Genomic DNA, 18,742 nt, shown 5'->3' on the forward strand with positions numbered 1-18,742 from the left:
GTCAGGCTCCGGGCTGCCGCCCCGTCCGGAGCTCGTCCCGCTGCGCGAGCAGCCACGCGCGCGCCTCGCCTTCCGTGTTGAAGAACGCAATGGCGTGCGAGCGCTGCGCGAGGAGGTTCATGCTCTTGAAGATGAGCGTCCCGATGACGCGGAGGGAGAAGCTCGCTCCGAAGAGCGCGACCGCATCGAGGCGCGCCGAGCTCAGCCCTTCCGCGAACGCCTTGCGCGCCGGAGGTGAGATCGCCCCGTTGCCGCGCGCATCGGAGAGCACCAGGACGTCGCGGCCGCTGTCCCTCAGGCGCTGGCACGCCGCGGTGATCGTGCGCGCCATCTGCTCCGAAATATCGCCCACGACCGTGATGAACAAGACGCCATCGGGCTCTTCGCGGAGGTCGAGGCGCGCGCCCTCCGGTCGGGGATCGCTCATGCGCCCCGCCGCGCGTCCCGGAGCGCATCCCGCTGGGCGAGCAGCCATGCGCGCGCCTCGCCTTCGGTCTCGAAGAACTCGACCGGATAGGATTGCCTCGACAGGATCTGCACGCTCTTCGCGGCGAGCGTCGAGACGACGCGCACGGCGAAGCTCGCGCCGAACAGCGCGATCGCGTCGAAGCGCACGCCGCGGAGCTCCTCCGCCATCACCTTGCGCGCCGACGCCGAGATGGTCCCGAGGCGGCGCGCATCGGAGAGCACGAGGACCGCGCGGCCGCCCTCCGACAGGCGCCTGCACGCGGCGGAGATCGCGCGCGCCGTGTCGTCCGAGATGTCGCCCTCGATGGCGGTGCACAGGATCCCGTCGGCGTCCTCGCGGAGGGCCTGGCTTGCGTCGTCGATGCGGGGGTCGCTCATGGCGTTGCACGGTAGCTCGTTTGCGCGGCGGTACGACGTTCGCTCGATCACGGACGCCACCCGCGCGACGATCGGCGGAGCGGCCGATCGAGCGCGTGGGTCGCCGTTCAGGGCCGCGCATGCGCCGGATCATCCGCGCGCCGCGCGAGCGCGTCCGTCACGGCTCGCGCGTGCGCCGGGGAGACGCTGGCGCGCCGCGGCGACGCGTGGAACATCGGACATGGCCCCTGCGAAGGAGACGCACATCCTGCCCCCGCGGGCGCGCCGCGGGGGGTGACGTCACGCCTGGGTTCGCCGCCCGGCCCGGTGCGCTCCCCGCTGCGCGAGGAGCCACGCGCGCGCTTCGGCTTCCGTCTCGAAGAACACGAGCCGAGGGAACCGCTTCGTGAGAAGGTTGATGCTCTTCATGATGAGCGTCGCCATGACGCGGATGGAGAAGCTCGCCCCGAAGACCGCGATCCCATCGAGGCGCGCCGAGCGCATCCCATCCAGGTACACCTTGCGCGCCGCCGGCGTGACCGCCCCGCAGCGGCGCGCGTCGGCGAGCACCAGCACGTCGCGGCCGCTGTCCGTCAGGCGCTGGAAGGCGTCCACGAGCGCGCGCGCGTTGTCCTCGAGGACATCGCCGTCGGTCGCGATGACCAGGAGGCCATCGGGCTCTTCGCGGAGCTCGAAGCGCGCGCCCGCCGGACGGGGATCGCTCATGTCGGACATGGTAGCCCATCCCCGCGACGCGCGCCCCGCGCGCCGGCGCTGCGCCGATGGCGCGCGCCTCGGAGGGCGGCAGCGTTATGCGCCCTGCCGCTGCGTGGCCCGGAGCGCGTCTCGCTGGGCGAGCAGCCACGCGCGCGCCTCGTCCTCCGTGTCGAAGAACGCCAGCGGATAGACCTCGCCCGTGAAGAATTGCACGCTCCTCGAGGCGAGCGTGGTCACGACGCGCAGGGAGAAGCTCGCCCCGAAGACCGCGACCCCGCTGAAGCGCACGCCGCGCAGCTCTTCCGCCAGCGCGCTGCGCGCCGCCGCCGTCAGGGTCCCGACGCGGCGGGAGTCGGAGAGCACGAAGACCTCGCGGCCGCTGTCCGCCACGCGCCTGAACACGGCGCAGAGAGAGCGCGCGATCTCCTCCGAGATATCGCCCTCGATGGCGAAACAAAGAAAGCCGTCGGCGTCCTCGCGGAGGAAACGGCACGTGTCCTCGGAACGGGGCTCGCTCATCTCCCGCAGGCTAGCGCATTCGGCCCACCGCAAGACGAGCGCTCGCGGGGCCGGCGAGAGAGAGCGCTCGCCGGGTGACGCGCCTCACCGACCGCCGCTCCGCGCGCCGCCACTCCGCGCGCCGCCGCTCCCCGTGCCGCCACTCCGCGCACCGCCACTCCGCGCGTCGCCCGGCGCGTAAGCCCCCGCTCAGCGCCTGCGCCGGCGCGCGGCCAGCGCGAGCAGCGAGGCGCCCAGCGCGCAGCCGAAGGCCGCGGCGGAGCTCGCGGGCGCGGCGGCCGGCGCCACGACGCGGCAGCCGCACCCGCCGTCGTCGACGCCCGCTGCCCCCTCGGCAGGCGCCTCGCCGCCGGCGCCGCCGCCACCGCCGCCGGTGGCCTCCGCGTCGGCCCGGCACGCGGCGACCTCGTCCGGCGTGCCGATGCACAGCGTCGGCTTGCGCGATTCGCCTTCTTGAAGGCCGTTCACCACGATCACGGCAAGGTCATCGGCGCCCGCCGTGTCGACGAGCGCCTCGCCCGAGGCGACGTCGCCGGCGCGCACCACCTCGCCGTACACGCGGCCGCGCCGCGCCGCGAGCAGCAGCGCGAGGCCGGAGAGCTGCGCCGGATCGTCCGCGGGCGCCGCGAGCGCGGCCGTCATGGTCGCGCGCCCCGCGGGGGGGACGCTGAAGTACTGCGCCGACGCATGGAAGACGCGCAGCCCGTCCGCGTAGGGCGCCGCGACCTCCTCCGGGGCGAGCCCGCGGTAGCCGGACCCGGCGGCGTAGGAGCGCTGGGGATCCGCGGCGGATCCGGTGAGCAGGTTCCAGGCGGCGAACTCCACGAACGCCTCGGCGAACGTCGTCTGCGCCTGCGACGAGAGCAAGGGGTCGAGCTGCTCGAACCACACAGGATCCGCCTCGCCGTTCGCGCCGTCCTCGAGGCGCTCCCAGAGCGCGCGGACCGTGCCGTCCCCGAAGCGCTCCTCGAGGAACTGGAAGAAGAGCGCGCTCCCGTAGCTGAAGGGGTCCACAGGGCCGGTGAAGGGCACGTCGAGCGACCGATCCGTGTTCGCGAGGTAGCCGTCGACGAAGCCCTCGAAGTCCTTCAGCGAGGGGTCGAACGACTCGGTCGCCCAGACCGCGGTCCCCTCCGTGATCAGCGTGTCCTGGCCGTGGTCGTAGGCCGCCTGCACCGCGTGGAAGAGCTCGTGGCTCCCGAGGATCCGGTTCGCCGTCAGCGTCGACGGATAGCCGTAGCCGCTGTAGTCGTTCTCCTGGGTCATGAAGCCCGCGCAGCGGTCCCCGGCGTCCTCGGCGCAGGCGTCGACGCGGAACACGCCGTCGCCGACGCCGGCGAAGTCGACGAGGTAGACGTCGAAGCGGCCGTCGCCGCCGTTGTCGGGCAGGTCCTCGTCGCTCCTCGGCGGCCGGAAGCCGAGGACGTCTCGGTAGTGGGCGATGACCTCGTCGTAGACGGCGGCGACCTCCTCGACGAAGTCGGGGACGCCCGTCGCGTCGTCGTCGGCGGCGGGCACCGCGCAGCGCCCCTCGCGCGCGAAATGGACGAGGAAGCTCCCCGACGCCGACGCGAAGGTCTCGACGCCGTCGTCCGGATCGAACCGGAACTGGAGGCTCGTGCCGCGCGAGTCGGGCCGGTCGAGCGGCGCCGCGGCGGGCCCGTCGAGCGGCGCCGCGGCCGTGTCGTCCGCGCCGCAGCCCGCGAGCGACGGCGCGAGCCAGGCCGCAAGCACGGCCGCGGCGCGGCCCAGGCGGCGCCACGGGGCCGCGGCGCGGGCCAGGCTGCTGCGCCACGCAGGCTCAGCGCCGGCGGTCCGCGTCACGGCAGGAGCGCCCACCGGACCTGGAAGTTGGCGGAGCCGGTGTTCTCCATGGGGACCATCCCGGTCTCCTGGCACTGCGCCTGCGTCTGCTCATTGTAGAAGTGCGTGACGGTCAGCTTGAGGCTCCGGCCATCGGCGAGCCGGAGCACGTAGACGAGGCCGGTCATCTTCACGCACCCGGGGTAGGTCCAGTAGCCGGAGAGCGCCGTCGCCGGGGAGTCCAGCCCGGAGCCGTCGGGGATGAGCTCGCAGCTCTCGGTGAAATACTCGTCGCTGCGGAGCCTCAGCTCGCCGGGCGCCTCGGTGATCCCATCGTAGTCCGGGGTGCCCGGGAGCCGCGCCGCCGTGACGCAGGACGGCCCGGAGTGGCCGCTGTTGATGCGCACGATGTAGCGCCGGAAGGCGATGTCCCAGTCCATGGACTGGAGCGACGCCTCGTCGGAGATCTCGACCTTCTCGAGGCCGGCGTCCGTGAACCGGGCATAGACGTAGGCGTCGGGATCGGAAGCGAAGGGGCCGCCCGCGGTGGCGTCGACGAGGGAGCGGATGCCGGCGCCGTCCTGCTCGTTGAGGATCTCCCCTGCCGCCACGGTGTCCTGGAGGTTCATCTGCTGGAAGACCTCATCCTCGCAGGGCACCGGCGTGGGCTCCGAGCAGACGGGCCCGGCGGGACCGCTGCCCCCCTCGCCGCCAGGGCCGATCGGGTCGTCGGAGCCGCAGGCGCACAGGGCAAGGAAGGCGAGGCTGGCGGCGACGAGGGGAGACGCAGTCGAGGAGCCCATTGGCGACATGGTAACCCAAAGTCGGAGCCGGCGTGCCCGCTAGGGCGCTCGGCTGCGCTGGTAGAGCCACCAGTCTCCGACGTGGTCGACGGCGACGATGCTCGGGTCGTTCGCGAAGAGGTGGTTCGCCCCCGCGCGCCGGCGGACGAGGAACCAGTCGAAGAAGGCGCCGTGGCGGCGGACGTCGAATATCGAAGGCGTCCACTCCCACCGGAGCGGCGTGGGCGGCGGGACGACGGCGCCCGGCTCCTCGCGGGGCCTGTAGGCGACGGGCGAGGCGTCCCAGACGGCGAAGTGGAAGCTGAGCCAGCCGCCTCGCGTGGCCTGCACCCAGGCGGGGAGATGGATGAACGGCGTCGTCGTCCGAGTCGAACCGCCGTGATCGAAGACGAGGTAGAGCAGCCTCGGCGCCTGCGGGATGCGGGCGATGATGGCGTCGAAGTCCCGCGTGCTCTGGTCGAATCGGCGGTAGTTGTCGCGGACCACGGCGCCGAGGGAGAGCGCGGCGGCCGAGAGCGCGAGCACGGCCGGCACCTTGAGCCAGGGCGATCGCGGCAGGTCCGGGAAGGCGCCGAGGGCCAGGAACAGCGCCGCGACGATCTCGCGCGGGTAGACGTACCACCAGAGGCCGATCTGGAGCGGCAGGGTCAGGAACAGGCCCAGGAACACGGCCGCGCAGGCGACCGGAACGAGGGCGGCGAGGCGCGCGAAAGACCGCTGCGGCGCGTCCGTCGCGGGCGAGGGCGCAGCGTCGGCGAGCCGTGCGGCGGCGCCGGCGGCGCATACGAGCAGCGCGGCGAGCACGAAGCGCGCAGCCCGGCCGGCGGCCGCCGCCTCGGCGGGATCGGTGAAGCTCGTGAAGAGGAGCGATGGGACCTCGCGGAGCCGCTCCCAGTGGAGCGCGGGCGCGATGGGCGCCGCGTGCAGCGTGTCGGTCCTGACCGCGAGCCACGCCGCGAAGAGGGCCAGCGAGGGTGCGAGCGGGAGCGCGATGGGGCGGAGCCGCCGCGTCGCCGGGAAGACGACGATCGCTGTGCCGACCACGGCGGCGAGCGCGAACGGGAAGCGGAAGATGTGCGTGAAGAACAGGGCGACGAGCGCGAGCGCGAGCGCGATCTGCCGGCCGCGCGAGGGGCGATCGAGGAGCAGGAGCGTCAGGCCGACGACCATCGCGAAGAGGCCGAGCGCGCCCATGTGATTGAGGAAGCCCCAGTGGGTGAGGTTGCACCAGACGAGGAGCAGGCCGAGGACGCCGAGGAGCGGGCTCCGCTTCAGGCCGTGAAAGAGGACGGCGAGGCCCGCGGGCAGGAGCGCGAGCATCGCCGCCGCCGCGACCTTCACCGCGGCCACGGGAGGGAGGACGAGCATCAGCAGGGCGCCGAGCGCGTACATGGACATGTACGGGACGGCGAGCGGCTGGAGCGTGAACTGCTCGCGGAAGTGCCACGCCGGGTCGAGGTAGTGCCTGAACGCCGCCGTCTCGGCCGCGTGGAACGGGAGATCGGTCATCGGCGGATAGCGGACGACCGCGAGCGGGACGGCGATCACATAGACGGACGCGGCGACGACGACGAGGGCGAGCGCCGCGCTGAGCGGCGCGCGGTCGACACGCGCCGCGGCGCTCGGTCGACACGCGCCGCGGCGGAGAAGGCCGGAGAGCGCGCGGCGCGCGAGGGCGGGCGCCGTCGTGAAAGACCGGGTGTCCAAGGTGCGGCGAGCCTACCACCGGGGATCGCCACGGACCGCGCGTGCTTCCGGAGCGGCGGCTCGTTCTCGTCGTAGAGAACGGCGACGAACGCGGAGGCAAGCGACGATCGCGGGCTGCCCCGCATGTCACGCCGTCCTCCCGGTAAACCTCCTCGAACGGCGCAGCCCTGACGAGCTGAGCCGCCCTGGTACAGAGTCTGCGCGCCGCGCGGCGTCTTGCCACCCGTCTCCACCCGGGAGAGTAATCGAGGAGCCTCCAGCGCGCCGAGAGAGAGGGGACGACGATGGGCATGGGGACCGCACCGACCGTGAAGGCTCTCGACGGCGCGCCGGCGTCAGCGGCTCACAGGGCGGTGCTGGACAGGAACGCCATACGCCGCGCCATGCGTCCGGAGCGCGCCGCGCACGGCGAGAGCCAGCGCCGCGCGGTCCAGCGCGCGACGTACATCGGCCTGTGGGTATGGCCTGGCTTCTTCCTGTTGGATCTGTACATGGCGACGTGGGTTTATCCCAGCGCGCCCCTCTGGCATTTCGCCGCGCTCCGGCTCGCGGAGCAGGCCGCCATCGTCGCCGTCTACCGGATGTCGCTCAGGAGAGACGTCTCCCTCCGGCGCATCGCCGGCGCCGGGGACCTGCTCTTCCTGGGAGCCGCCCTGTTCATCTCGGCGATGGCGCTCGACCTGGGCGGGGTCCGCAGCATTTACATGGATGGGCTCTCGGTCCTGATGCTGGTCCGCTGCGTCATCGTGCCGGCCCCCTGGTGGTCGGCGCTGCGGTCTCTGGCGCTCCTCGCGCTCACGTACCCCCTGGTGATGGGCACCGCCGCCGTGTTCTCCGTGCCGATCCGCGCGTCGCTGCTCGACGTGTCGGAGCTGGCGGGCGTCGCCGGACACTACGTCTTCGTGCTCGCCTCGGCCCTCGTGGGAGCGCTCTCGAGCCAGCTTGTCTGGTCCGCGCAGCAGCAGGTCTACCAGGCCCGCAAGCTCGGCCGGTACCGGCTGAAGGCGCAGATTGGCCAGGGAGGTATGGGCGAGGTCTGGCTCGCGTGGGACGAGACGCTGGGCCGCAAGGTGGCGCTCAAGCTGCTCCGCACGCAAGAAGCACCGGAGCCCGCCGATCTGAGGCGGTTCCAGCGAGAGGCTCACGCCGCCAGCGTGCTGAGCAATCCTCACACCATTCGCATCTTCGACTTCGGCGCGAGCGACGATGGCATCTATTACATCGCCATGGAGTATCTCCCGGGCGCGGATCTCGGCGCATTGCTCGCCGCGTACGGCCCGATGCCGCCGCAGCGCGCGGTGCGCTTCATCGCGCAGGCGTGCGAGTCGCTCATCGAGGCGCACGACGCAGGGGTCATCCATCGGGACATCAAGCCGCAGAACCTGTTCGTGACGCGCGTCGGCGACGATCACGACTTCGTCAAGCTGCTCGACTTCGGGATCGCGCGGGTTGTCCCCAGGGGGGAGCCCACCTCGGGCACCAGCACAGGCGTGATCCGCGGGACTCCCGAGTACATGGCGCCCGAGCTGTTCTGCGGTGAGCAGGCGGACGCGCGTAGCGACATCTACGGGCTCGGCGTGACGTTCTATACGCTGCTCGCGGGCGGTCCGCCGTTCGAGGGCAGCTCGCTGGCGCAGGTGATCGCGGCGCAGCTCTCGCAGCGGCCAACGCTGCCGTCGGCCCGCCGCAAGGAGCCGCTCCCTGCGCAGCTCGAGGCCGTCGTCCTCCGCTGCCTCGAGAAGGATCCGACGGCGCGCTTCCAGTCGATGCGGGAGCTCGCCAGCGCCGTGGGGGAGCTCGCCGACGACGCCGCGTGGAACGCGCGGGACGCGGAGCGGTTCTGGCGCGATCACGTCACGCAGCTGGCGAGGATGGAGGCGCCGACCCAGGAAGTTTCGGCCTGAGAGGGGCCGAAGCTCACGGCGCCTCGGGTCCCTTGCCCCTCGCCCCCGCGGCGCTCGCAATCTGGGCCTCGAGCGCCGCCACGCGCTCCAGCGCGGCCTCCTTCGCCGCGCGCTCCGCCTCCTTCGCCGCGCGCTCCGCCTCCGCGGCGGTCGGGAAGAGCTCCTCGCCCTCGGGCCCCGTGGCCAGCCGGAGGCGCGCCTCCTCGCCGGCGCCGATCCCCCGCAGCCAGCAGCCGAGCACGCGCGCGTGGATCCGGTCGACGTTCGTCGTCTCCACCCGGACGAAGCCGCGCGTCTTCAGCCTCCGGTAGCGCTGCCACCGCACCCGATCGCGGCCCCGCTCCCAGTCGGGATCGAAGATCACGAGCTCCTTCACCCCGAGCTCCCGGTAGCGCTCGGGCGCGTCCACGTCGTCCTTGTAGGGCTCGTCCGACGAGACGACTTCGAGCGCGAAGCTCGGGGCGATGCCCGTCTCCCACACCCTCCAGCTCCGCACGCGCCGGCCCGGCGGCACGCCAGGCAGCACGTACACGTCCGGGGCCACGACCTTGGAAGGATCGAATTGCCGATAATAGATGAACTGGTCCGCCCCCACGAACCTCGGCCGACCGAGCGCCTCGTACCAGCGCTCGATGAGAGGACGGAGGAGCTCCACGATCCACGTCTGAAGGGAGTCCTCCCCCATCTTCTTCTCCACCGGATAGAACGTCGGATCACGCTCCTTGCCGTCACGGTGCGCCCGCCGATGGACCTGCCTGTGCGCCTCGGTCGACATGCCCCATCCTACCCGACCGGGGCGCGCGCATCGACCCGCGCCGCTGCGGCGCGCGGGGCCCGCTCCTCGGCGCTGCACCTGCCCGCGCGACGCCGCCGACGCGATAGGCTGCGCCCACGTTGCTGCCCCTGCGCCTCGCCCCCCATCCGACCGACCTGCGCGGCCTCCCCGCCGCGTCCCGCCGCGAGGCCCGCGCGGCGCTCGCCGTCACCGCGCTCGCCACGGCGTGGTTCGCGCTCGCGGCGGCGTGGGAGATGTTCGGACCCGTCCTCGCCGGACATTACGCGTCGTCGGCGAGCGTCGGGATCATCGCGGAGAACATGCTCCGCTGGAAGATCCCCGGACCCGTCTGGGAGTACACAGCGAGCCGGCCGGCGCCCGGGATGTACTACTGCCACCACCCGTGGGGGATCTTCTGGACGACGGCCGCGTTCATGAAGGTCCTCGGGCGGCACGACGTCGTCTGCCGCCTGCCCGCCGTCCTGCTGAGCGCCGCGACGCCGCCCCTGCTCTACGCCCTCGGCCGGAGCATCTACCGCCCCGCCGCAGGGGCCGCCGCGGCGGCGGCGTTCGTCGTCCTGCCGATCACGCTGTCGTTCGCGAACTTCAACGCGCTCGAGGTCCCGGTCATGGCCTGGACGCTGCTCGGGCTCTTCGGCTACGTCCGCCTCTTACAGACGTCCAGGCGCCGCTACCTCGCGGTGAGCGCGCTCGGGCTCGCGCTCGGGATGCACGCCGACTGGCCCGCGTTCGTGCTCACGGGCGGGCTGCTCGCGTTCGGCGCGATCCGGGCCTACCTGCTCCCGAGGCGCGTCTTCGGCCCGCTCCCCGAGCGGCGCTACGCCGCGTGGTGGGTGCTCACCGCCTCGATCGCCGCCCTGACGGCCGCGCTCTACCTGGCCCTCTTCCAGCAGGCCGGCAAGCTCGGCGACCTCCTGACGAGCTACGGGCTCCGCTCCTCGGGGAACGCCGAGCCGCTCAGCAAGGTGCTCGAGAGCCGGCGGTACTGGCTCGAGCTCTCGTTCACGCCGATCGCCATCGCCGCCGGAAAGCTCGCCGCGATCGTCTGCGCGGCGCGGCTCGCCCTGCTCCGGCGCGAGCACGACGCGCTGCCGCTGCTCTACCTCGCGACCGCGGCGGTGCAGTACGTCGTCTTCCGGCAAGGCGCCGACATCCACATCTTCTGGCCGCACTACTTCGCGGCCTACTTCGCCCTCGCCGCCGCCGCCCTCGTCGACACAGGCGCGCTGCTCCTGGAGCGCGCCGCCGCCGCGCGGCGAGCCGCCCGGATCGCGACGCCGCCGGCCGGGCCGGCGCTCGACGCGCCGTCAGGCGGGCCGGCGCTCGCCACGCCGCCAGGGGGGCCGGCGCTCGCCGCGCTCGCGCTGTGGCTCGTGCCGCTCGCCGCCATCCTGCGCGACGGGATCCCGGCGCTGCGCTATGCGCGCGAGACGGGCGGGCGCTTCAACGAGCGGGGGCACCTCATCGACTCCGACGGGGCGAAGACGGCGTTCCTGCGATGGCTCGCGCCGAGGCTGCCGGGGACGCCGACCGACGCGCCCGTCGCGATGCACGAGAGCATGAAGGCCACCTGGGCCCAGGTCTGGGCGCTCGGCGGGCGCGTCGTGGCGCCCAACCGGCCCCCGCCGAAGGAAGCCCCGCCGCGCGGCGCCTACCTCGTGGACGCGCGGTTCATGCTCGATCGGGATCAGGCGAGCCTCGCGCAGCGCTTCGCCGTGACGGCGGTGGGCCCGTTCTGGGCGCTCGGCGCGGGCGACGGGGCGCGCACCTCCTCGGCGAGCGGCATCGAGGCGTTCTCGTTCCGCGAGCGAGAGCCGGGGCTCCTCGGCTGGTACCTCGTCTCGGGCACAGAGCCCGAGCGCGAGATCGTGCCGGATCCGTTCCTCACGTGGGAGCTCCGCACGCACTTCGGACAGCCGGCGGAGCCGCCGGCCGCGCCGCCCGAGACGCTGGAGCAGAAGCGGATCGCGCACAACATGGCGCTGGCCGCAGGCGACGGCGCGCGCGCGGCGGCGATTTTCGGGGAGATCAGCGCCGCGCTCGCGCCGATCGGGGCGCGGTTCGACGACGGCACGGAGCTGCTCGGGACGACGTTCCACGAGGGCGCCCGTTCGCTCCTCACGATCTTCGTGCGCGCGGGGGGCCCGGCGGCGAGCGACGTGGTGCTCGCGGTGCGCTCCCGGGTCGTCGAGCGCGCCCCGCTGTCCACGACGATGGCGGACCCGGTCGTCCGCGAGGTCGGACTGCCGACGGCGATCTCGCCGCAGCGCTGGAGGGCAGGCTTCCTCTATGCCGATCCGGTGCCGATCCGGAAGCGGCCAGGGACGGAGGTGTTCTGGGCGTCCCTGACGGCGCGCGAGCGCGGCCGCGCGCCGAAGCTCGTGGATCGCGGCGGCGCGTCGGAGGTCGAGGTCCTGCGGCTGCGATGAGCGGGCGCCGCTATCCCCGTGGACAAGGCCCCGCGTTCCGGTTTTACCTTCGGGCATGAGCTCTCGCCGAACAGGGTTGGTTCTGATCCTCGCGCTCGCCGCGGGCTGCGGCGCACCACCGCCAGCCGCCCAGTCGCCGGCGCAGCCCGCGTCGCCGGCGCAGCCCGCGTCGGAAGGGCCGACCGGCTCGACGTCCCCGGAGCCGGAGACCTCGGCCCCCCCGGCGCCGAAGCCCGCGGCGCCCCCGCCGGACGCGCAGGCCCCCGCGGCGGCCACGCCGGTCGAGGCGGCCCCGCCGCCGCCGGCCACCGCGAGACCGGACGGCAACGTGAGGCCCGGCCAGGCCACCGCGACCGGCACGCTGGGGGGCAACATCTCCGAATCGCAGGTCCGCGACGTCGTGGAGAAGCACGGCGAGCTGTTCGACGAGTGCTACAAGATCGGCGTCAAGAGCTCGCCGAAGTTCACGGGGAAGGTGACCGTCAAGGCGACCATCGGCCCGACCGGCAAGGTGAACAAGGCTGACGTGGTGAGGTCGACCGCGAAGAATCAGCAGGTCGATCGCTGCGTGGCCGATACGTTCGAGAAGATGCAGTTCCCCGCGCCCCAGGGCGGGGTCACGACCGTCATCACCTTTCCCATCGAGTTCAGCGGCGTCGAGCTCGTGCAACCCTGAGGGGAGCCCTGGCCGCGCGAGGACAGGGACTTCCGGTCGGGCGTGAGGTCTCGCTGAACTGCCCGGCCCCCTGGGAGGGGGCCTGCCGGAGGCGCGCGACCATGGATGGACTTGGACGACGAGGTCCTGGGCGCGAGCTCTGTCGAAGGCCGCGTCGGGGTTGAAATTTACAATGCTTCACGGTGCGACGTCACACCGAGAGGCCATGGCACACACTGCCGACCAAAGTGTCTGTCATGAGAACCGCTATTTCGCGTTGCGCAAAGCCCCGCCGGGAAGACACTATGAAGCCTCGCTCTGGTGCTTTCGGCGGCTCGCCGGGTCCGCCGCCATCAACGCTTGACCTCTTGGAGAGAGCCATGAAATCGAGATCTCGCCTGTCGTCCTTCGGTCGGGTTCCGGTCGGACATCTGCTGCGCGTCGCGTGCATCGGCGCGGCGCTGCAAGCGGCCGCGTGCTCCAGCGACGATGGCCCCAGCAGCGCCGGGGACAGCGGCGGCACGACAGGGAGCTCGGGGAGCGTGGGCAGCGCGGGCAGCGGCGGAAACGACGTCGGCGGCGCGGCCGCGGGCACCGGCGGGGACGACTTCGGCGGCTTGACCACGGGCGCCGGCAGCGGCAACAGCAGCTCGGGGAGCGGCACGCCCAGCACCGAGGACACCTGCGATGGCCTGGACAACGACGGCAATGGCATCGTCGACGACGTCGACGTCGGCGGCGACGGCGTCTGCGACTGCCTCCGCATCGCCACGCTGGGCAAACCGGGCCGGTGGGGCGACGGCGACGTCTTCGAGTCCTGGCTGAACGAGCGCAGCATCAACGGTGCCGTCGGCCTGAACGACGCCGAGCTCACCGCGGAGGAGCTCGCGAAGCACCAGGTCATCGTCATCCAGGACGTGAGCGACATCGGGCGCACGTACTCGGACGCCGAGGTCGAGGCGCTCCGCGACTGGCTCTCGAAGGGCGGCGGCCTCATGACGTTGATCGGGTACGGCCAGACCAGGGAGCGCGCGAACGTCAACACGCTGCTCGCTCCGCTCGGCGTCAGCTACGACGAAGAGCAGATCCTCCCGAGGCGAGGCGGCGCCACCGTCCCCATCACGGAGTGGAGCGGAGGGCACCCGGTGCTCGACGGGATCGAGGCTGTCGGCGTGGACACCGGCTACCCGGTGGTCGGCGAGGGCACCACGCTGGCGACCGGCGAGGGCTACGACGTGCTGAAGGCGCTGGAGATCGGCAATGGCCATGTCCTGGTCTGGGGCGACGAGTGGATCACCTACAACAGCGAGTGGGTCGATCATCCCGAGTACCAGGTCGAGCGCTTCTGGCTGAACGCCATCAAATGGATGACGCCGGCCAACGAGTGCCAGGTGGCCATCCCACCCCAGGTCAACTGAGCCCCTCGATCTCCCGGGCATCGATCACGCGGCCCGGGAGCCCTCGGCGCGCCGCGGGCCGGTCACGGTCCGGTAGAGCTCTTCGTATTTGCCCACCATCACGGCGCTGCTGAAGCGCTCGCGCGCGCGGCGCGCGCAGGCGGCGCGATCGAAGCGGGCCAGGCCCGCGGCGAGCGCGGCGAGGCGCGACAGGTCGCCCGGCGGCGCCAGGTAGCCGGTGACGCCCTCGTCGACGATCTCGGGAAAGGAACCGCGGCGAAAGCCGAGCACCGGGGTGCCGCAAAGCATGGCCTCGATGGCGATCAGCCCGAACGGCTCCTCCCACTGGAGCGGGCAGAGGACGGCGCGGGCCCCGCGCAGGAGCGCGACCTTGCGGTCGTGGCCCATCTCCCCGAGATCCGATACCCCGCTCTCCCGGAGGCGCGGGACGACCTCCTGGAGATAATAGATCTGGTCCTTGGGGTGCGCGCGGCCCGCGAGCTTGATCGGCAGGCCCGCGGCCCTCGCGATGTCGAGCGCCAGGTGGGTCCCCTTCTCCTCGGCGTAACGGCCCAGGTGCGCGAGGTAGCCCTCGTCGCTCAGGCTCGGCGGATAACGCGCCGGCGTGACGCCGTGATGGATGACGCACGAGCGCGGCAGCGGGATCTCCAGGGCGCGCTGCCGCGCGCTGATCGCCACGTACGCGACCTCCGGGTGGCGCGCGTAGATGCGCGAGCTCTCGCCGCAGGGCGCGTGGTGCAGGGTGTGCACCGCCGGGACGCGGACGAAGCGGGTGAACGGGACGGCGATCGGGCTGTTCACGTGGATCACGTCGAACCCGTCCTCGCGCGCGATCTCCACGAAGGCCCAGGCGACGTGGTTGACCTCGTCTTCCGGCATCGGGGGCCAGATCGGGCTCCCGTAGAGGGACCGGCGACGGCAGGTGACCACCGAATCTCCCGTCGCGAAGAGCGTGACCTCGTGTCCATGCGCCGACAGCCCCTCGGCCAGCTCGTGACAGAACAGCTCGGTCCCGCCGTACCCGGAGGGGGGCACCCGGATGAACGGGGTGGAGACGATCGCGATCCGCATGCTCTTTGCTCCTCGGTCGCCGCGCCGCGACCGGGGCGCCATGCTCGCCCCCGCTCGCAGCGGAGCGCATACCCGCAACCGGGACCCATCAACGAGCATGCCAGCGGGCTGCTCTCCACCTGCCCGGCCGAGGGAGCGCGCGAGGACAGCTGCTGCGCAGCAGACGCAGCGCAGCGCGGCGCGGCGCCCGCCAGGCCAGCGCGATCCGAACCAACGAGCGGCGGTGCGGCGCTTTCTTCAGGCGTCCCGTGCGTCTAGGATGCGCCCTCCCGCTCGCTCCTGCGCGCGGGGCAGCGCGGGGACCGTCGAGAGCCCGAGCGCCCCAGCCAATCTGCACACAGGTGGTCAATGACTTCGAGATCGAATCGTTACGGATCCGCGCTCGCGTTGAGCATTTCGCTGGTGGCCACCGCGGGCTGCCAGATGGCGACGATGCCCGATCGCGGCCTCATCAATGAGGACACGGGAGGGGGCGGCGGACAGGGAGGCACGGGCGGAGGGGGCGGCATCGGTGGCTCCGGCGGCAATGACGGCGGGGGGAGCAGCGACGGCGGCGGTGGCTCCGGCGGTGGCGACGGTGGCTCCGGCGGTGGCGATGGTGGCTCCGGGGGTGGCAACGGCGGAAGCGACGGTGGCGCCGGCGGAGTCGATGGCAACGGTGGCAACGGCGGCGACGCAGGAGCAGGCGGCGGCGGCGGAGCAGGCGGCAGCGAGGGACCCGGCGGGGGCGGCGGAGCGGGCGGCAGCGACGGCTCCGGCGGCAGCGGCGGGGGCGGCGTCCCGTGCACCGGCGACACCGATTGCCCCGCGCCCGACAGCGAGTGCGCGATCGCGAGGTGCGCCGGCGGTGGATGCACGACCGAGCCCGTGGCCTCGGGGACGTCCGTGAAGGTGCAGGTGGCCGGCGACTGCCGCGAACGCGTCTGCGACGGTGACGGCGCGGTCACGGAGGTCGACGACGACGGCGACGTGCGCGACGACCACAGCGAGTGCACGGTGGACTCCTGCCGCGGCGGCTCGCCGATCAACGCCCCGGTCGAGACCGGCACCTGGTGCTCCCGGGCCGACGGCGGGCTGTGCAACCCCGCCGGGGTCTGCGTGCAGTGCCTCGTCGACACGGACTGCCCGACCGAGGTGTGCATCAACTACGTCTGCCAGGTCGCCTCGTGCGAGGATGGCCTGCGCAACGGCGACGAGGGCGGCATCGACTGCGGCGGCAGCTCCTGCCCTCCGTGCGGAGCGCCGGCCAGGGTGACGTCCGTCGACTATCCGGTCATCGCGGTCGGCGGCGCGCTCGTGCTCACCGGCTCCGGCTTCACCGGGGCGACGGGGGTGACCGTTGGCTTCACGCCGCAGCCCTTCACGGTCGACTCCGACACGCAGATCACGATCCCCGCGCTCTCGAACGAGACGCCGATCGGCCCGGGGGACATCGTCGTGAACCGGCCGGGGGCGCGGTGGACGTCGTTCCCGGTGACGGTGATCCAGCTCCAGATCAACGAGATCGACGCCGACACGGCGGACAGCAGCGACGTGCTCGAGTTCATCGAGATCAGCGCGGGCTGGCGGTACGTGAACCTCGCCGGCTACACGCTCGTGCTCTACAACGGGGCCACGGACGGCTCCTACCGCGCGATCGAGCTCAACGCGACGACGGACGTGGGCGGCCTCCTGCTCGTCGGCAACAGCGGCGTCGTACCGGCGCCCGCCCTCGTCTTCCCGACCAACACCCTGCAGAACGGCCCGGACGCGGTCGCCTTGTACCAGGCGCTGCCCGCGGAGTTCCCCACGTCCACGCCGGCCACGGCGGCGCGCCTCATCGACGCGGTGGTCTACGGACCGGCGGCCGAGGAGGACACGCAGCTCTTGAACGCGCTGATCTCCAGCGCTCCGGGGCGCGTTCAGGTCAGCGAGGGCGCGACCTCCGCGCTGTCGCAGACGCAGTCGATCCAGCGCTGCGCCGACGGCCTCCGCGACGGCCGCCGCTTCGGGGCGGCGGCGCCGACCCCTCGCAGGCCCAACACCCTCCCCTGCCCCTGAAGGCGCGGCGCCACCGGCGTGCCGCGCCGCGCCGCCGCCCGGCGCTGGCTCCGGAGCTCAGCGCTCGAGGTGGACGTCGAAATCCTCGATGCTCACGGCGAGCTCGTAGCGCTCCTCGATGAGCCCCGCGAGCTCGGGGAACCCGTTCAGCGTGTCGCGCGAGTCGATCGCGTCGCCGGTCACCGAGGGGAAGACGTCGTGGCGCTCGACCACGATCGCGGCCGGCGGGCTCGCGGCGAGGTCGCGCATCAGCGCGTCGCGCGCCTCCTGCCGGGCCCACGCCGCGCGCTGCGGGACGTTGTAGAGGTAGCGCGTCGCCGGCGGGCGATCGGCGAGATCGTAGATCACCGGCTCGAAGCCCCACACGAACACGGGGCGCCCCGGCGCGACGCGCTCGCGCAGCCACGCGGCGACCTCCCGGTTCGCCGCGGCGTTGACGTCGGCGACCGACGCGAGGCGGTCGAGGCGCGCCTGGTCCCTCGCGCCCGTGGCGAGCACCGCGAGCCGCTTGGCGCAGCGCTCGATGTAGTCGTCGGCGACGTCCTTGGTCGCGGAGCGAGCGAAGGCGGTCGCGACGAGCGCCGCGAGGAGCGCCGCCGCGGCCACCTTCACGCCGGACCGCGTGCACCGCTGCCACGCCTTCCAGAGGCCGAGCGCGGCGAGCATCGCGGTGAGCGGCCACGTCGCGCCGTAATGGTAGGGGAAGAACTTCGCCTGCATCACGACGCCGACGAGGTGCATGGCGATCACGCCCGCGAGCAGCGCCACGCCCGCCCGCTCGTGGCGTTCGGGGTGCAGCGCGACCAGGCAGGCGAGGCCGAACGCGAGCGGGCCGGAGTAGTGGACGAGCCACTCGCAGACGCCGTACCACGCCATGCCGAGCACGCTCGCTCCGCGCCACCCGAGCGCGGTGTAGTGCGGCGTGAAGACGAAGAGGACCTCCCGCAGATCGCCGAGCGCGCCCCTCAGGGCGAACCAGGCGGCGCAGGCGAGCACCGGGAGCACGCCGCCCAGCGCGATGAGCAAGGCGGGCCGGAGCGCCGCCCAGAGGAGCGCGGCCGCCGTCGATCGGACCGGCCCGGACGCAGGCGTCGCAGAGCGCGCCGGCTCGCCCTGGATCGCGGTCGGACCCGCGTCGCTCCGGCGCTGGACGGCGGCCCGCTCCGAGCCGCGCCGCGCGAGCTCGGCGAGGGCGGGCGCGGCCAGCGCGACGGCGAGCACGACGCCGCCCCCGGCGAGGGGCGGCTTGAGGAGGCCGGCGGCGCCGAAGAGCGCGCCCGACACGACCAGCGCGGCGCCGCGCGGCGCGGCTCGTGACGCGCCGTCGCGGCCGCGCGGCGTGGCGACGAGCAGCGCGGCGATGGTGAGCATGCCCCCGAACGACTCGGGCTGCGCCGTGTGCCAGAAATCGAGCTGGGCGTGCACCAGCACGGCGAGCGCGGCGGCGACGACCCCGATCCTCCGGTCGCCGAAGAGGCGAGCGGCGAGCGACGCCATCGCGAGGCACATGCCGGCGAGGCCGAGGACCTCGAGGACGCGGATGCCCCACTGCGCGGGCCCGAAGAGGGCGCGGGCGAGCGCGTAGATGAGGAAGATGCCGGGCGGCTTGAAGTCGAACGCGTCCCGGTAAGGCATGCCGCCGTCGAGCACCGCGCGCGCGACCATGGCGTAGATGCCCTGATCGCGGCCGTAGCCGTAGGTCAGCACCTGCAGCAGCAGGAACGCGATGACGCCGAGCGACGCCGCCCGGATCGCCCGCGCCCCCGCGACGCGCGGCGGCCCGGCGGCGAGGCGCTCGCGCGCGCTCTCGCTCGAGGGGGCCAGGGGGACGGGGGCTGCGGTCGCATCCGGCGCGGCGTCACGCACGGGGCCCTTGTACCGGCTGGGGCCCGCCAGCGTCTACGTGCGTCGACATCCGATTCCAGCCGCCCTGCGCCGGGCGCCTGGGTGGAGGCGCGCCTCGGTGGAGGCGGCTCGCCGTGGGCGAGACCGACGCAACCGGCGCAACCGGCGCGACCGGCGCGCCCCCCCCATGGCCCACGCGCACGCGACCTT

At 73.1% G+C, this 18,742-nt stretch carries 15 protein-coding genes; 5 read left to right on the forward strand and 10 right to left on the reverse strand.

Annotated elements, in window-relative coordinates; translation table 11 throughout:
* Position 1: 1 nt before the first annotated feature.
* The 7 genes from POL72_RS13130 to POL72_RS13160 form a co-directional block, all read right to left on the reverse strand.
* Positions 2-427: a SpoIIAA family protein gene (locus POL72_RS13130; protein WP_272095523.1), complete on the reverse strand. Its 426-nt coding sequence runs from the start codon at positions 425-427 to the stop codon at positions 2-4.
* Positions 424-846 (reverse strand): SpoIIAA family protein, encoded by a 423-nt coding sequence (locus POL72_RS13135; RefSeq protein WP_272095524.1) that lies wholly within the window; start codon positions 844-846, stop codon positions 424-426. Before POL72_RS13135 ends, POL72_RS13130 begins: the two co-directional genes overlap by 4 nt.
* 279 nt (positions 847-1,125) lie before the next feature.
* Entirely contained in the window at positions 1,126-1,551 is a 426-nt protein-coding gene (locus POL72_RS13140; protein ID WP_272095525.1) for a SpoIIAA family protein, read from the reverse strand.
* Between the two features lie 84 nt (positions 1,552-1,635).
* Positions 1,636-2,061 (reverse strand): SpoIIAA family protein, encoded by a 426-nt coding sequence (locus POL72_RS13145; RefSeq protein WP_272095526.1) that lies wholly within the window; start codon positions 2,059-2,061, stop codon positions 1,636-1,638.
* A gap of 189 nt (positions 2,062-2,250) precedes the next feature.
* Positions 2,251-3,885, reverse strand: a complete 1,635-nt coding sequence (locus tag POL72_RS13150; RefSeq protein WP_272095527.1) for an MXAN_6640 family putative metalloprotease — start codon at positions 3,883-3,885, stop codon at positions 2,251-2,253.
* A complete protein-coding gene (locus POL72_RS13155) occupies positions 3,882-4,667 on the reverse strand; it encodes an HmuY family protein (protein WP_272095528.1) in 786 nt (261 codons plus the stop codon). The genes POL72_RS13150 and POL72_RS13155 overlap by 4 nt, the downstream gene beginning before the upstream one ends.
* 39 nt (positions 4,668-4,706) lie before the next feature.
* Entirely contained in the window at positions 4,707-6,374 is a 1,668-nt protein-coding gene (locus POL72_RS13160) for a hypothetical protein (RefSeq protein ID WP_272095529.1), read from the reverse strand.
* 290 nt (positions 6,375-6,664) lie between these two features.
* Here POL72_RS13160 and POL72_RS13165 point away from each other — a divergent pair, with 290 nt between their 5' ends.
* On the forward strand, positions 6,665-8,278 hold the full coding sequence (locus POL72_RS13165) for a serine/threonine-protein kinase (protein ID WP_272095531.1): 1,614 nt from the start codon (positions 6,665-6,667) through the stop codon (positions 8,276-8,278).
* 13 nt (positions 8,279-8,291) lie between these two features.
* On the opposite strand, the gene POL72_RS13170 is transcribed toward POL72_RS13165, so the two are convergent.
* Positions 8,292-9,053: a Uma2 family endonuclease gene (locus POL72_RS13170; RefSeq protein ID WP_272095532.1), complete on the reverse strand. Its 762-nt coding sequence runs from the start codon at positions 9,051-9,053 to the stop codon at positions 8,292-8,294.
* Between the two features lie 119 nt (positions 9,054-9,172).
* Here POL72_RS13170 and POL72_RS13175 point away from each other — a divergent pair, with 119 nt between their 5' ends.
* The 3 genes from POL72_RS13175 to POL72_RS13185 all read left to right on the forward strand — a co-directional run bounded on the left by POL72_RS13175 (position 9,173) and on the right by POL72_RS13185 (position 13,576).
* The gene (locus tag POL72_RS13175; protein ID WP_272095534.1) at positions 9,173-11,503 is read left to right on the forward strand and encodes an ArnT family glycosyltransferase; all 2,331 of its coding nucleotides are present in this window, start codon (positions 9,173-9,175) and stop codon (positions 11,501-11,503) included.
* Between the two features lie 55 nt (positions 11,504-11,558).
* Positions 11,559-12,179, forward strand: a complete 621-nt coding sequence (locus tag POL72_RS13180; RefSeq protein ID WP_272095535.1) for an AgmX/PglI C-terminal domain-containing protein — start codon at positions 11,559-11,561, stop codon at positions 12,177-12,179.
* Between the two features lie 359 nt (positions 12,180-12,538).
* Entirely contained in the window at positions 12,539-13,576 is a 1,038-nt protein-coding gene (locus POL72_RS13185; protein ID WP_272095536.1) for a hypothetical protein, read from the forward strand.
* A 24-nt stretch (positions 13,577-13,600) separates the two neighbouring features.
* On the opposite strand, the gene POL72_RS13190 is transcribed toward POL72_RS13185, so the two are convergent.
* On the reverse strand, positions 13,601-14,647 hold the full coding sequence (locus POL72_RS13190; RefSeq protein ID WP_272095537.1) for a glycosyltransferase family 4 protein: 1,047 nt from the start codon (positions 14,645-14,647) through the stop codon (positions 13,601-13,603).
* Between the two features lie 387 nt (positions 14,648-15,034).
* Here POL72_RS13190 and POL72_RS13195 point away from each other — a divergent pair, with 387 nt between their 5' ends.
* On the forward strand, positions 15,035-16,687 hold the full coding sequence (locus tag POL72_RS13195) for a lamin tail domain-containing protein (protein WP_272095538.1): 1,653 nt from the start codon (positions 15,035-15,037) through the stop codon (positions 16,685-16,687).
* Positions 16,688-16,744: 57 nt separating this feature from the next.
* On the opposite strand, the gene POL72_RS13200 is transcribed toward POL72_RS13195, so the two are convergent.
* Complete coding sequence (locus tag POL72_RS13200) at positions 16,745-18,553, reverse strand: glycosyltransferase family 39 protein (RefSeq protein WP_272095539.1); 1,809 nt, start codon at positions 18,551-18,553, stop codon at positions 16,745-16,747.
* Positions 18,554-18,742: the final 189 nt, after the last annotated feature.

Origin of the sequence: Sorangium aterium (assembly GCF_028368935.1) — a bacterium.
Lineage (GTDB): Bacteria > Myxococcota_A > Polyangia > Polyangiales > Polyangiaceae > Sorangium > Sorangium atrum.

Excerpts from the sequence above, each read along its gene's own strand:
- POL72_RS13130 (WP_272095523.1), bottom strand. The coding sequence starts at position 427 with ATGAGCGATCCCCGACCGGAGGGCGCGCGCCTCGACCTCCGCGAAGAG.
- POL72_RS13135 (WP_272095524.1), bottom strand. The coding sequence starts at position 846 with ATGAGCGACCCCCGCATCGACGACGCAAGCCAGGCCCTCCGCGAGGAC.
- POL72_RS13140 (WP_272095525.1), bottom strand. The coding sequence starts at position 1,551 with ATGAGCGATCCCCGTCCGGCGGGCGCGCGCTTCGAGCTCCGCGAAGAG.
- POL72_RS13145 (WP_272095526.1), bottom strand. The coding sequence starts at position 2,061 with ATGAGCGAGCCCCGTTCCGAGGACACGTGCCGTTTCCTCCGCGAGGAC.
- POL72_RS13155 (WP_272095528.1), bottom strand. The coding sequence starts at position 4,667 with ATGGGCTCCTCGACTGCGTCTCCCCTCGTCGCCGCCAGCCTCGCCTTC.
- POL72_RS13165 (WP_272095531.1), top strand. The coding sequence starts at position 6,665 with ATGGGGACCGCACCGACCGTGAAGGCTCTCGACGGCGCGCCGGCGTCA.
- POL72_RS13170 (WP_272095532.1), bottom strand. The coding sequence starts at position 9,053 with ATGTCGACCGAGGCGCACAGGCAGGTCCATCGGCGGGCGCACCGTGAC.
- POL72_RS13180 (WP_272095535.1), top strand. The coding sequence starts at position 11,559 with ATGAGCTCTCGCCGAACAGGGTTGGTTCTGATCCTCGCGCTCGCCGCG.
- POL72_RS13185 (WP_272095536.1), top strand. The coding sequence starts at position 12,539 with ATGAAATCGAGATCTCGCCTGTCGTCCTTCGGTCGGGTTCCGGTCGGA.
- POL72_RS13190 (WP_272095537.1), bottom strand. The coding sequence starts at position 14,647 with ATGCGGATCGCGATCGTCTCCACCCCGTTCATCCGGGTGCCCCCCTCC.